This is a genomic window from Streptomyces cellostaticus (genome assembly GCF_001513965.1).
Classification (GTDB): Bacteria; Actinomycetota; Actinomycetes; order Streptomycetales; family Streptomycetaceae; genus Streptomyces; species Streptomyces cellostaticus.
In genome coordinates this window covers 208,743-221,632 of record NZ_KQ948022.1, presented here as the reverse complement: position 1 = coordinate 221,632, position 12,890 = coordinate 208,743, and the positions used below count along the sequence as shown (strand labels likewise).

10 protein-coding genes are annotated in these 12,890 nt (G+C 70.8%); 5 read left to right on the top strand and 5 right to left on the bottom strand.

Annotation, left to right across the window (positions count from 1 at the left end):
- Window positions 1-2 precede the first annotated feature (2 nt).
- Together AQI88_RS17705 and AQI88_RS17700 are read right to left on the bottom strand one after the other, a co-directional pair.
- Window positions 3-1,511 (bottom strand): M81 family metallopeptidase, encoded by a 1,509-nt coding sequence (locus AQI88_RS17705; protein WP_066999688.1) that lies wholly within the window; start codon window positions 1,509-1,511, stop codon window positions 3-5.
- 67 nt (window positions 1,512-1,578) lie between these two features.
- The gene (locus tag AQI88_RS17700) at window positions 1,579-2,775 is read right to left on the bottom strand and encodes an ROK family transcriptional regulator (RefSeq protein ID WP_066999686.1); all 1,197 of its coding nucleotides are present in this window, start codon (window positions 2,773-2,775) and stop codon (window positions 1,579-1,581) included.
- 185 nt (window positions 2,776-2,960) lie between these two features.
- Here AQI88_RS17700 and AQI88_RS17695 point away from each other — a divergent pair, with 185 nt between their 5' ends.
- From AQI88_RS17695 to AQI88_RS17675, 5 genes are read left to right on the top strand one after another with little or no spacing between them, the layout of a single operon-like run.
- Window positions 2,961-4,751, top strand: coding sequence for a peptide ABC transporter substrate-binding protein (locus AQI88_RS17695; protein ID WP_066999683.1), 1,791 nt, complete (start codon window positions 2,961-2,963; stop codon window positions 4,749-4,751).
- A gap of 2 nt (window positions 4,752-4,753) precedes the next feature.
- Window positions 4,754-5,713 (top strand): ABC transporter permease, encoded by a 960-nt coding sequence (locus tag AQI88_RS17690; protein WP_066999680.1) that lies wholly within the window; start codon window positions 4,754-4,756, stop codon window positions 5,711-5,713.
- Window positions 5,710-6,591, top strand: a complete 882-nt coding sequence (locus AQI88_RS17685; protein ID WP_066999677.1) for an ABC transporter permease — start codon at window positions 5,710-5,712, stop codon at window positions 6,589-6,591. The genes AQI88_RS17690 and AQI88_RS17685 overlap by 4 nt, the downstream gene beginning before the upstream one ends.
- The gene (locus AQI88_RS17680) at window positions 6,588-8,261 is read left to right on the top strand and encodes a dipeptide ABC transporter ATP-binding protein (protein WP_066999674.1); all 1,674 of its coding nucleotides are present in this window, start codon (window positions 6,588-6,590) and stop codon (window positions 8,259-8,261) included. The genes AQI88_RS17685 and AQI88_RS17680 overlap by 4 nt, the downstream gene beginning before the upstream one ends.
- Window positions 8,258-9,190 (top strand): ROK family protein, encoded by a 933-nt coding sequence (locus AQI88_RS17675; protein WP_208615818.1) that lies wholly within the window; start codon window positions 8,258-8,260, stop codon window positions 9,188-9,190. The genes AQI88_RS17680 and AQI88_RS17675 overlap by 4 nt, the downstream gene beginning before the upstream one ends.
- Before the next feature lie 86 nt (window positions 9,191-9,276).
- On the opposite strand, the gene AQI88_RS17670 is transcribed toward AQI88_RS17675, so the two are convergent.
- Genes AQI88_RS17670 through AQI88_RS17660 form a run of 3 tightly spaced genes read right to left on the bottom strand, consistent with a single transcriptional unit; the run spans window position 9,277 to window position 12,890 of the window.
- Window positions 9,277-10,950, bottom strand: coding sequence for a glycoside hydrolase family 13 protein (locus AQI88_RS17670; protein WP_066999672.1), 1,674 nt, complete (start codon window positions 10,948-10,950; stop codon window positions 9,277-9,279).
- 42 nt (window positions 10,951-10,992) lie between these two features.
- The gene (locus tag AQI88_RS17665) at window positions 10,993-11,826 is read right to left on the bottom strand and encodes a carbohydrate ABC transporter permease (protein WP_066999669.1); all 834 of its coding nucleotides are present in this window, start codon (window positions 11,824-11,826) and stop codon (window positions 10,993-10,995) included.
- Window positions 11,823-12,890: a carbohydrate ABC transporter permease gene (locus AQI88_RS17660; protein ID WP_079057630.1), complete on the bottom strand. Its 1,068-nt coding sequence runs from the start codon at window positions 12,888-12,890 to the stop codon at window positions 11,823-11,825. Before AQI88_RS17660 ends, AQI88_RS17665 begins: the two co-directional genes overlap by 4 nt.

Genomic DNA, 12,890 nt, shown 5'->3' with positions numbered 1-12,890 from the left:
TCTCACTCCTCGGGCCCGGTGAGCGGCCCGTTCGAGGAGGCGACGATCCGGGCCGTGAGGTCCGGGGCGGGCATCTTCGGGTCGAAGGGGAACATCGGCCGACGGATGCGGTGGTGGCGGAGTCGCAGCAGGTCCTGGTCGACGCCGCCCGGCGTGAGTGCCATCTTCCAGCCGGCGGCCATGGCGAAGAGCTCCGGTTCCAGGTAGCCGATCTTGACGATGACGATATCGGCCGTACGCGGGTTCAACTCGAGGTCGGTGAAGTCGTGTTCGTGGTGGTACGGCTTGCGGAGCCGGGTCAGGATCACGTAGATGCTGCCGACCCGCAGCACGACCTCCGTCTGTGCGTCCCGGTCACCGTGCCGTACCGCGTGCACCACGCCGGTCATGGTGAGCGGCCCGGCGTGCCGGTCGTCGACCTCCGCGCCCGCGGTGACGGTGACCGTGGCGCCGACGCCCGCCCGCACAGCCCTGTCGACCGCGGCCGGACCCGGCAGCGAGGCGTACAGCACGGTCGGGCCGGACGGGTCCTGGAACTCCGGGCGGGCCAACACCTGGCGAAGCCCCCACGTCACGTCGCCCGCGCCACCGGCCGTCGGGTTGTCGCCGGTGTCGCTGACGAAGTAGGGCCGCGCCAGGGAGGCGAGTGCCTCGTCGAGGCAGTCGTCCAGGGCGCCGGTGGGGGCGACGAAGGCGAATGCGTGCCGCGCGTCCCAGAAGCCGTGGGCCAGACGCTCGGCGCCGGCGGTGACGGCGGCCTCGTCGGGACCGGTGACCACCACGGCAGCCCGGTTGCGCGGTTCGTCCGCCCACGCGTAGCCGACCCAGATCGCCGCGTCCGTCACCCCCTCGGCGGCCGCCACCTCCTCGACGGCCGCATACACGCTCTTGGCGGGCTCGATCCGGGTCGAGGTCTGCTCGCCTGCCAGCAGTACCGGCACCGGGATCCACGCCTTCACAGGGCGGGGTCCGCCGCCCGCCAACTGGCCGACGAGGTTGCGGGCGGCGCGCTCCTTGGTCTCCATGGCGTCCTCGTGCGGGGCCGTGCGGTAGCAGGTGATCAGGTCAGTGAGGTGGACCAGGGCGCGGGAGACGTTGCCGTGCAGGTCCATGGAGGCCGAGACGATCACGTCCGGGCCGACGGTCTCGCGGATGCGGGCCAGCAGTTCCGCCTCCGCGTCGTCCAGGCCTTCGACGGTCATCGCGCCGTGGATGTCGTACCAGAGGCCGTCGATCGGCCCCAACTCACCTAGTCTCGCGATGAGTTCGCCGGACAGGTCGGCGTACGCGGATGCCGTCACCGTGCCGCCGGGCAGGGCCTTGCCGACCAGGACCCCGCGCCAGTCGGCGGCGGCGCGCAGCGGCTTTCCGGGCGCCAGGAACGGGTAGCGGGTGAGGACTTCGGCGCCGCGCTCCGGGTGGAAGGCGGCGGCCTCGGTGCGGGCCGGGGAGAAGGTGGACGACTCGATGCCGAGACCGGCGACGGCGATCACGGGACGGGGTGCTGACATGGCTTCTCCGTGAGTTGACTGGGGGTGGTGGCCGGGGCCCTCCGAAGGCGGCTGCCCGTGCCCGGTGTCAGGGGTGGTGGTTGCCGGTGACCGCGCGCAATGCCTCGGCGAGCGCCCGTTGCAGCGCGAACTGGCCCGCGCCGACCAGCCCCGCGTCGGCGCCGAGACTCGCCCTCTCGATCGCCAGGTGCTCGGTCACCAGCGGATGGCAGCCCTCGTACAACTGGCTCCGTACGGCGGCGACGAAGGGCTCGAGCGTGGACAGGATCCCGCCGAGATACACCGCGTCCGGGTTGAAGAAGTTGACGTTGGCGGCCAGCACCATGCCGAGGTAGCGCCCGGCCTGCCGGACCGCACGCGTGGTTTCGGGGTCGGCGTCCGAGGCAAGCCGTACGACGTCCTCGGTGGACGTCACCCCCAGACCCCGCTCGCGCAAGATCCGGACGAGCGCCGCGCCCGAGGCCACGGTCTCCAGACAGCCGGTGTTGCCGCAGGAGCAGGGTATGTCGTGGGCGGCCTCGACCCGGACGTGAGTGATCTCACCGGCGACGCCCGAGCCTCCACGGTAGAGCCGCCCGTCGGCGATGACGCCCGCCCCGATCGCCGTACCGGCTTTCACCATGATCGACTGCCGGCGCTCGGCCGGCTGCACGATGTGCTCGCCGACGGCCATGCAGTTGGCGTCGTTCTCGATGGCGGCGGGGACGCCGAAGCGGTCCTCGAGCCAGGCGCGGACGGGGAAGCGGTTCCAGCCGGGCATCCGGGACGGGAGCGTGACGACACCGGAGGCGAGGTCGACCGGCCCGGGGAGCGAGAGGCCGACGCCTTTCAGCACGTGCCGGCCGTGCTGCTCGGCGAGCGTCTCCAGAGTCGCGGCGAGTCCGGGCAGTGCGGCCTCGGGGCCTTCGTCCGTCGCGAACGGCACGGTGGACACGTCGGTGAGCCCGCCGCCGGCCAGCACCACCCCGATGTGGGCGTGTCTGCCGCCGAGTTCGGCCGCCACCGCGAAGCCGTCGCTGCCGCCGAGACGCAGGGCCTTGCGCGGCCGCCCACCGGTCGAGGTCACCGTGCCCTCTTCGGCGACCAGTCCGAGGGCCAGCAGCTGGCTCACCGTGAACGAGATCGTCGACGGGGCGGCTGCGAGCAGTCCCGCGAGCTCCGTACGCGTCGACGCCTGCCCGGAGGCGAGGAGTTCGAGCACTCGCTCGGCCAACGACGAGACTCCCGAGGTGTGTTTCCTGCGCGGCGGACTTTTTTCGGTCATGGGCGAAACCACTTCCGGCATCGACGGTCGAGGCATCGAGCGTATGCCCGCGACCGCCCCGCTTCACTTTTCCCAGAACAGCAGTAACAGGCTTTTTACAGCAGTGCGTCTGTTTCTTCGGGCATGACGGTCGTTGACTGGCTTCCCGCCCACCTCCGGCCCCTCCCACTCCCCCGAGGTGAACCATGTCCCCTGCTCGCACGAGGCTCCTCGCCTCCGCACTGTCCGCGGGCACGCTGCTGCTCGCGGGCTGTTCCGGGACGAGCGGAACGTCGTCCGCATCCCGTGACTCGATCGACTACGCGCTGCCCGCGAACTTCACCCCGAACTGGATCCTCCCGATCGGCACCGCCGCGCATCTGAACACCAACAACATCTCCATCGCGAACACGTTGTGGGAACCGCTCGTCGCCTACGACGGCTCCACCGGCCGGATCGCCTGGAACAAGGCCGGTTCCGTCGCCACCGCCGCCGACTTCGCCGCCGACGGCAAGAGCGTGCGGATCACACTGGGCGACCGGCACTGGAGCGACGGCAAACCCGTCACGTCACGGGACGTCGAGTTCTGGTTCAACCTCATCAAGGCGAACAAGGCCGAGTGGGCGGGCTACAACCCCGGCAAGGCGCCCGACAACTGGACGTCGTTCAAGACGCAGGACGCCCGCCACTTCACCCTCACCTTCGACGGGACCTACAACTCTCAGTGGATGCTGGCCAACGAGCTGAGCAGCATCACCCCGCTGCCGCAGCATGCCTGGGACAGGACGGGCGCCTCGGCGCGGGTGTCCGACGGCGACCGCACCGCCGCGGGCGCCAGGCAGGTGTGGACGTACCTCAACAACGCGGCGAAGAACATCGCCGGTTACGAGAAGGACGCCCTGTGGAGGACCATCAGCGGCCCGTACGCGGTCCGGTCCTTCTCCACCGCCGGCAAGGTGGTCCTGACCGCCAACAGGACGTACGACGGCGGTGAGAAGCCCGGCATCCCGACGGTGAACCTGCTCCCGTTCACCACGGCGGACGCCGAGAAGAACGCGCTGCGCTCGGGAACCGTCGACTACGGCTACATCGAGGCGACGGACCTCGATCAGAAGGATCGGTTCACCGCCCAGGGTTACTCGGTGCAGCCGTGGTCCGGCTGGGCGATCACGTACATGCCGTACAACTTCAACAACCCGGCCATGGGCGCCGTGTTCAGGCAGCTCTACGCCCGCCAGGCCGTGCAGCGGTCGATCGACCAGACCAGCCTGGCGAAGGTGATCTTCAATGGCACGGCGGTGCCCGGCTACGGTCCGATCCCCCAGGGCCAGGCGTCCGTGTTCGTCTCACCGGCGCAGAAGAAGAACCCGTACCCGTTCTCGACCTCGGCCGCCCGTGCACTGCTCACCGGCCACGGCTGGACCGAGCAGGGCGGGGTCATGACCTGTACGGACCCCGGTACCGGCGCCACGCAGTGCGGTGCGGGGGTCGCCCGGGGCACCGAGTTCGCGATGCGGGTGATGTCGCAGTCCGGATCGACGGTGACCGACAACATGATGAGCGCCATCCAGTCCTCGCTCGCGAAGACCGGGATCAAGTTCTCCATCAGGACCGCGCCGGTGAACTCGGTGCTCTCCCAGACCCCGCAGTGCACCGCCGGGCAGTCGATCTGCACGTGGCAGCTGTCCTTCTTCGGGACCGCGGGCAGCTGGTACTTCCCCGCGTTCCCGACCGGCGACTCGCTGTTTCAGTCCAAGGGCGGCTCGAACTTCGGCACGTACTCCAGCCCCGAGGTCGACAGGCTCATCTCCCGGTCCACGACGTCGAGTTCGAACAGAGCGGTCCAGGACTACAGCGCGGCCCTCGCCCGGGACCTGCCGGTGATCTGGCTGCCGGAGCCCGTCTACCAGATCTCCGTCATCCGCAAGGGCCTCGGGGGCTTCTCCCAGGACTCCCTCGCCAACTTCCATCCGGCGCAGTGGAAGTGGAGCAGCTGAGCATGGAGACCACGCTGTACCTCGCCCGGCGGCTCCTGCAGGCTCTGGCCGTGATCCTCATCGTCACGGTCGTGGTCTTCTGCCTGCTGCACGCCCTGCCCGGAGGGCCCGCACGCGGGATCCTCGGCCCGCAGGCCACGGCCCAGCAGATCGCCGCGTTCAACCACGAACAGGGCCTGGACCGGCCGCTCCCCGTCCAGTACGTCTACTACCTGCGCACCCTCCTGCACGGCGACCTCGGTACCTCGTACACCCTCAACGACGCCGTCTCCCGGCTCATCGAACAGCGTCTGCCGAAGACCCTGGTGCTGACCGTGCTGTCCGCGCTGGCCGGTCTGGCGCCGGCGATCCCGCTCGGGATGTGGCAGGCGGTGCGGCGCAACAAGCCGGCCGACCACGTCGTCACGGCGCTCGGCTTCGTCGCGTACTCGACGCCGGTGTACTTCCTGGGGCTGCTGCTGATCCTGGTGTTCACCCAGACCCTGCGCTGGTTCCCCTCGCAGGCGCCCCAGGGCGACACGCTGTCCCAGGTGTTCGCGGACCCGGTGGCACTCGTCCTGCCGGTGCTCACCGGGGCCGCGTCCATGGTCGCCGTGTTCAGCCGGTACATGCGGGCCGCGACGCTCGAGAACCTCGCCGAGGACTACGTACGCACCGCCCGCGCCGGCGGCTCCCGGCCGGCGGCAATCCTGTGGAAGCACGTCTTCCGCAACTCCCTGACGCCCGTGATCGCCATGCTCGGTTACTACGTGCCCGTGCTCTTCGGCGGCGCCCTCGTCGTCGAACAGCTCTTCAACTATCCGGGCATGGGACTGCTGTTCTGGAGCGCCGCGCAGTCCTCCGACTATCCGGTGCTGCTCGGCTGCGTCCTCGTCATCTCCGTCGCCACAGTGATCGGCACGCTGCTGGCCGACGTCGTGCAGCGGATCGTAGACCCCCGAGTGAAGGCGGAACGGACATGACTGCCGTACTCCGGGCCTCTTCGGCCCTCGAGCCGGTGGCGGGCTACCGCCTGCCGCTGCGCCGGTTCGCCCACAACAGGCCGGCCGTCGCCGGACTCGCGGTGGTGGTGCTCTTCCTGCTCTTCTGCTTCGTCGGCCCACTGATCCACCCGACGGACCAGACGCACACCGACCTGACCCAGGTCAACCTCGCGCCGGGCGGCGCGCGGCTGCTGGGCACGGACGCCGTCGGGCACGACGAGTTCGGGCGGCTCATGTACGGCGGGAAGGTCTCGCTGCTCGTCGGGCTCGCCTCCGGGGTCCTCGCCACCGTCGTCGGCACGGTGTGGGGCGCGGTCGCGGGCTACGCCGGCGGCTGGCTGGACGCGGTGATGATGCGGATCGTCGACGCGGGCATCGCCATCCCGGCGCTGTTCATCCTGCTCGTGGTCTCCGCCATCACCACCCCGGACACGCTCGGCCTGATCGTCGTGCTCGGGCTGGTGTCGTGGCTGGTGCCGTCCCGGCTGGTGCGGGCGGAGACGCTCACGCTGAAGAGCAGGGACTACGTCCTGACGCTGCGCGCCATCGGCGGCACCCACGGCCGGGCGATCGGGCGGCACATCCTGCCCAACTCGGTGTCCACGATCGTGGTCGCGGCGACGTTCCAGGTCGCCGACGCGATCCTGCTCGTGGCCTACGTGTCCTATCTCGGCCTGGGCGTCCAGCCACCGTCGACCGACTGGGGCGGCATGCTGTCGGCCGGTCTGACGGCCGCGTACTCCGGACGCTGGTGGCTGATCGTTCCGCCGGGCCTCGCGATCATCCTCGTGGTCTGTGCGTTCAACGCGATCGGCGACGGGCTGCGCGACGCCTTCGACGTGAGGGGGCGCGGATGACCGTCCTGAGTATCGAGAACCTCGCGGTGACCTTCTCGACCGACACGGGCGACGTGCCCGCCGTACGGGACGTGTCCCTGCGCGTCCGGCCGGGCGAGACACTGGCGCTGGTCGGCGAGTCGGGCTCCGGGAAGTCGACCGTGGCGCTCGCCGCGACGGGGCTGCTTGCGCAGAACGCCCGTGTGTCGGGCCGGATCTCGGTGGACGGCACCGAGGTCGTCGGCGCCGACGAGTCCGCGCTGGCCAGGCTGCGTGGCCGTACGGTCTCCATGGTGTTCCAGGAGCCGGCCACCGCGCTGGATCCGCTGAGCCGGGTCGGCGCGCAGATCGCGGAGGTCGTCCGGAACCACCGGCGGGTGTCCCGCGCCGAGGCCGCCCGTGCGGCGGTCGAACTGCTGCGCAGGGTCGGCGTTGCGGAGCCGGAGCGTCGGGCGTCGGCGTTTCCGTTCCAGCTGTCGGGCGGACAGCGGCAGCGGGTGGTCATCGCCATGGCGATCGCCAACTCGCCCGGCCTGCTGATCGCCGACGAGCCGACGACCGCCCTGGACGTCACCGTGCAGGCCGAGATCCTGGACCTGCTTCGGGCGTCGGCCGCCGACTCGGGCACGGGCGTGCTGCTGGTCACGCACAACATGGGGGTGGTCGCGGACTTCGCCGACCGGGTCGCGGTGATGCTGGAGGGCGAGGTCGTGGAGACCGGGCCGGTGGAGGAGGTTCTGCTGCGGCCGGGGCACGAGTACACCAGGCACCTGCTGGCCGCCGTGCCGCGGCTGACGGTCGCCGAGCCGGAGCGGGCCAAATACGCCGAAAAGCCGGAGCGTGCCGGTTCCGCGAAAGAGCCGGCCGGCTCGGCGCCGGTCGTGGAGCTCCGGGACGTCTCGGTGCGCTTCGGCCGCGGGCACCGTACCGTCAAGGCGCTCACGGACGTGTCCCTCACCGTCCGCGCCGGCGAGACGGTCGGCCTCGTCGGCGAGTCCGCCTCCGGCAAGTCGACGGCGGCCCGGGTCGCACTGGGACTCGTCCGCCCGGACTCCGGCTCGGTGACGCTCTTCGGCAGCGACCTCGCCCGGACACGCGGGCGGCCGCGGCGCTCGCTGCTGTCCGGTGTGGGCGTGGTGCTACAGGATCCGGTGGCCTCGCTGGACGCACGGATGAGCGTCGCGGAGTGCGTGGCCGAGCCGCTGCGGGTGCACCAACGGGGCATGTCCGCTCCTCAGCGGCGGGCACGGGTCGCCGAGGCGCTCGAACTCGTAAGACTCTCCGATGGGTTGGCGAAACGCGGGCCGCGCGAGCTGTCCGGCGGGCAGCGGCAGCGGGTGAGCCTCGCTCGGGCTCTGGTCCTTCAGCCGCGGCTGCTGGTGGCGGACGAGCCGACCAGCGCGCTGGACGTGAGTGTGCAGCGGACGGTGCTCGAGGTGATCGCCGAGTTGCAGGGCGAGCTGGGCTTCGCGTGCCTGTTCGTCTCCCATGACCTGGCCGTGGTGCAGGAGTTCGCGCAGCGGGTCGTCGTCCTGCGGGCCGGGGCCGTCGAGGAGGAGGGGCCGACCATGACCACGCTGCTGCGCCCGGAGACGGAGTACACACGCCGGCTCATCGCCGCGGTGCCCGTGCCGGACCCCGTGCTGCAACGCCGACGCCGGTCCGCCCTCGCAGCGGAGGCCACCACGTGACGGCGACTCCCGAAGTGCTCGCCGGTGTCGACATCGGAGGGACGGCCACCGAGGTGGTGCTGTGCACAGCGGACCTCGGCGTGATCGACCGGCTCGCCGTGCCCACCCCGGCGGACGGCGGCGGAGCGGCGATGGTGGCAGCCGCGCTCGACACCCTGCGCCTGCTCCTCGACCGCACACCGGGGCGGCTGCTCGGCGTCGGGGTCGGTGCGGCGGGTGTGGTGGACGCGAGGGCCGGGTGGATCCTGGTGGCCAGCGACTCCTTCCGTGACTGGGCGGGTTTCCCGGTGACGGCCACGGTCGAGGAGGCGCTGGGCGTACCGGCGTACCTGGACAACGACGTCAACGCGTTCCTGCGCGGTGAGGTCGCGCGGGGCGCGGTCGCCGGCGAGCGGCACGCGTTCGGGATGACCCTCGGCACCGGAGTCGGCGGCGCGCTGTGGCTGGACGGCGGGCTGTACGACGGTCCGCACGGCGCGGCCGGCGAGATCGGCCATGTGCCCGGCTTCGGTGACCTGCGGTGCACCTGCGGGGGCCGCGGCCACCTGGAAACCCTGGCGTCCGGCCGGTCGATCGCCGCCCGCTACGCCGAGCGGACCGGGCGCAGGGCCACCGCCCGGCGGGTCGCCGAGGCGGCGGCGCTCGGCGACCCGGACGCGTGCGCCGTGTACGAGACGGCCGGCGCCGCCGTGGCCCGCGCGATCCTCGTCACCGCGGGCCTGCTGGACATCACCACCTTCGTGATCGGCGGGGGCGTCAGCCGGGCGTGGGCGCTCCTGGAGCCGTCGGTCCGGCGCACGCTGACCGCCGACCCCCCGGTGAGCGGACAGCCGATCCGGGTGCTGCCCGCCCACCTGGGCAGCGACGCCGTGGCCGTCGGCGCGGCGTCCCGAGCCCGGGCGGAACTCACCACGGTCACCCGCGTCTGACTCTCCGGCGCTGCGCCGGGTACCGGCACCGCGCCACGACTCTCCCTGTCGGCCGCGCCGAGGACGACCACGGCATCAGGGTGCGCCTACACCGTGAGCCAGGCCGCGTGGTCGGGCGCGAGCAGGCCGTTCTCGACGGGGCCGCTCGACAGCAGGACCGAGGTGTGGGCAGGCAACCGGTACGCCTCGGCCGAGAGGTTGACCACGCAGACGAAGCCGGGGTCGCGGACGAAGGCGAGGACTGCCCCGGTGGTGTCCAGCCAGGTGAGGGGGCCGTCGCCGAGCGCGGGGTGCTCACGGCGCAGGCGCAGGGCGCTGCGGTACAGCTCCAGCATCGATGTCCTGTCCCCGGTCTGGGCCTCCACACTCAGCTCGCCCCACTCGGAGGGCTGCGGCAGCCAGGGCGCTGCCGCGGCATCCTCGGGGCTGAATCCGTACGGTGCGGCCTTTCCGGACCACGGGATGGGCACGCGGCAGCCGTCGCGGCCCCGGTCGGTGTGTCCGGACCGCTCCCAGACGGGGTCCTGGAGCACGTCCTCGGGCAGGTCCTCGACCTCCGGCAGGCCCAGCTCCTCACCCTGGTAGATGTAGGCTCCGCCGGGCAGGGCGAGCATGAGCAGGGCGGCCGCGCGGGCTCGCCGGGTGCCCAGTTCCAGGTCGGCAGGGCCCTCTGGACGGTACGGCTCGTTGGCGGTCCACCGCTTCACCCTCCGGCGGCCGTAGCGGCTCGGGTGGCGCATGACGTCGTGGTTGGACAGCACCCAGGTGGCGGGCGCGCCCACGGCGCCGAGCATGGCGAGGGAGTCGTCGATGACCGCGCGCAGGTCCTTCGCGTCCCAGCTGGACATCAGGAAGTCGAAGTTGAATGCCGTGTGCAGGCCGTCCGCACGGACGTACGCGGCGAGCCGTTCGGGCGTGTCGGCCCAGGCCTCGGCGACGAACGACCGGTCGCCGGGGAACTCGTCGGCCACCCTGCGCCAGGCGCGGTAGATGTCGTGGACCTCGTCACGGTCCCAGTGGGGGTGATCGACGTGCTGCCGGGGCTGCTTGTCCACGGAATCCCGGGAGACGAGGGGACCGAGCACCGCCGGGTCCTGGCGAGGCGGCAGGTCGGGCAGTTCGGGGTGTTTGACGAGCCCGTGGGCGACGTCGATACGGAACCCGTCCACGCCCCGGCCGAACCAGAAACGCAGGACCGACTCGAACTCCTCCTGCACGTCGGGGTGTTCCCAGTTGAGGTCGGGTTGCTGCGGTGCGAACAGGTGCAGATACCACTCGCCGTCGGGCAGCCGGGTCCAGGCCGGGCCGCCGAAGCAGGAGACCCAGTCGTTGGGCGCTTCGGCGCCGTCGGGTCCGCGGCCGGGCCGGAAGACGTACCGCTCACGTTCCGGGCTGCCGGGTCCGGCCGCCAGGGCGGCCGCGAACCAGGGGTGCTGGTCGGAGGTGTGGTTGGGCACGACGTCGGGGATGACCCGGATCCCGTGCCGGTGCGCCTCCTCGATGAGTTGCTCGGCCTCGGCCACGGTGCCGAACAGCGGGTCGATCGCGCGGTAGTCCGCCACGTCGTAACCGTGGTCCGCCATCGGCGACTTGTACCACGGGTTGATCCAGATGGCGTCGACACCGAGCGATGCGAGGTACGGCAGCCGGGAACGGATGCCGGCGATGTCGCCGACGCCGTCACCGTTCGCGTCGGCGAAACTGCGGATGTAGACCTGGTAGATGACGGCGCTGCGCCACCACGGTGCGGTGCGGGGCATGGCGTGAAATGGGCCCTTCGAGAGTCTGGGACGGTGTGGTGTCTACTTGGCTGCGCCGGCGGTGAGTCCGGCGACGATCCGGCGCTGGAAGAGCAGCACCATGACCACCAGAGGGATGGTGACCAGGACTCCTGCTGCCATCTGGCTGCCGAACGGGGTCTCGAACTGGGTGGCGCCGGAGAACTTGGAGATGGCGACCGGTGCCGTCTGCATGGCGGGCTTGTTCGTCATCGACAGGGCGATGAGGAACTCGTTCCAGGCGGCGATGAAGGTGATGATCGCCGTGGTGAAGATGCCGGGTGCCGCCAGGGGGATGATGATCTTGCGGAAGGCCTGGCCGCGGGTGCAGCCGTCGATCATGGCGGCGTGCTCCAGCTCGTCGGGCATCTGCCGGAAGAACGTGGTCAGGTTCCACACCGCCAGCGGCAGGGCGAACGACATGCTCGGCACGATCATGGACTGGTAGGTGTTGATCCAGCCGATGTCCGTGAACAGCTTCAGCAGCGGGACCACGATCGACACCACCGGGAACATCGAGGTGGCGATGATCAACGTGAGGATCAGCCGCTTGAACCGGAACTCGAGCCGGGCCATCGCGTAGGCGGTGAACGTGGCCAGCAGCAGCGCCAGTGCGGTGGTGATGCCGGCGACGATCAGGCTGTTGAGCAGCGCACGCGTGAAGCCCTGGGACGGGCTGAACACCGCCCGGTAGTTCTCGAACGACACCGTGGAGGGAAGCAGCGAGGTGTCGAAGATGTCCGAGGTGCGCCGCAGGCTGGAGACCAGCATCCAGTAGAACGGGGCCAGGCAGTAGGCCACCACCGCGGCGACGCCCACGTACAGCAGCCGCCCCCGCCATTTCGCCGTGATGGTCATGCCGTCACCTCCGCACGGCGCAGCGCCGTGATACGTCGGCGTCTCCTGCCCGCACTTCTGCCTGTGGCGCCGCCGTCGCCGACGAGGTCGGCGCCGAGCACGCGGACGAAGGCGAGCGCGATGAGGAGGACGTACAGGAAGAGGAGCACCGCGTAGGCGGAGGCCGGTCCGAAGCGGACGTTGGACGCCTCGTTCTGCGCGAGCATGGACAGGGTTTCCACCGAGTTCTTCTGTGCGCCGACGAGGATGTACGGCAGGTCGAACATGCGCAGCGCATCCAGGCACCGGAACAGCACCGCCACCAGCAGTGCGGGTTTCACCAGGGGCAGGGTGATGTGCCAGAACTGGCCCAGGGCGCTCGCCCCGTCGATCCGGGCCGCCTCGTAGACCTCCTTGGGGATCACCTGGAGGCCGGCCAGGACCAGCAGTCCGATGAAGGGGGCGGTCTTCCACACCTCGGCGATGATCACCGCGACCTTGGCGTGGAAGCCTTCGGTGGTCCACAGGATCTGGTGACCGATGACGGCGTTGGCAATGCCGTTGCTGTTGAAGATCCAGCGCCACAGCAGGGCGGAGATGGCCGTGGGGACGGCCCAGGGCACGAGGATGCCGGCTCGTACCAGGGCCCGGCCCCGGAACGCCTTGTGCATGATCAGGGCCATCGCCACACCGATCAGCGTCTCCAGCCCCACCGTGACGACGGTGAAGAAGGTGGTGTTCCAGAAGGCGTTCCAGAACCGGTCCCCGGCTGCGCCGAAGATGCCGGTGTAGTTCCTCAGCCCCACGAAGGGCTCGGTGGTGCGGATGAAGCCGGTCTTCGGGTCCAGCCCCTTGGTCCCGTACAGCGACTCCTTCAGCGCCATGATCGTCGGATAGAGCACGACGACCGAGAGGACCAGGAGCGTCGGGGACACCAGCAGTGTCGCCATCCGCCCCGAGCCCGCTGTCGCCCTGGTCCGCGTTCGCCTGAGGCCCGCCTCGGGGAAGGGCTGCCCTGGACGGCGGTCGGCTGCCCTGCCGGGTTCGTCCACCGCCGTTCCGGGCGGAGTCTTGATGTCGGCCAT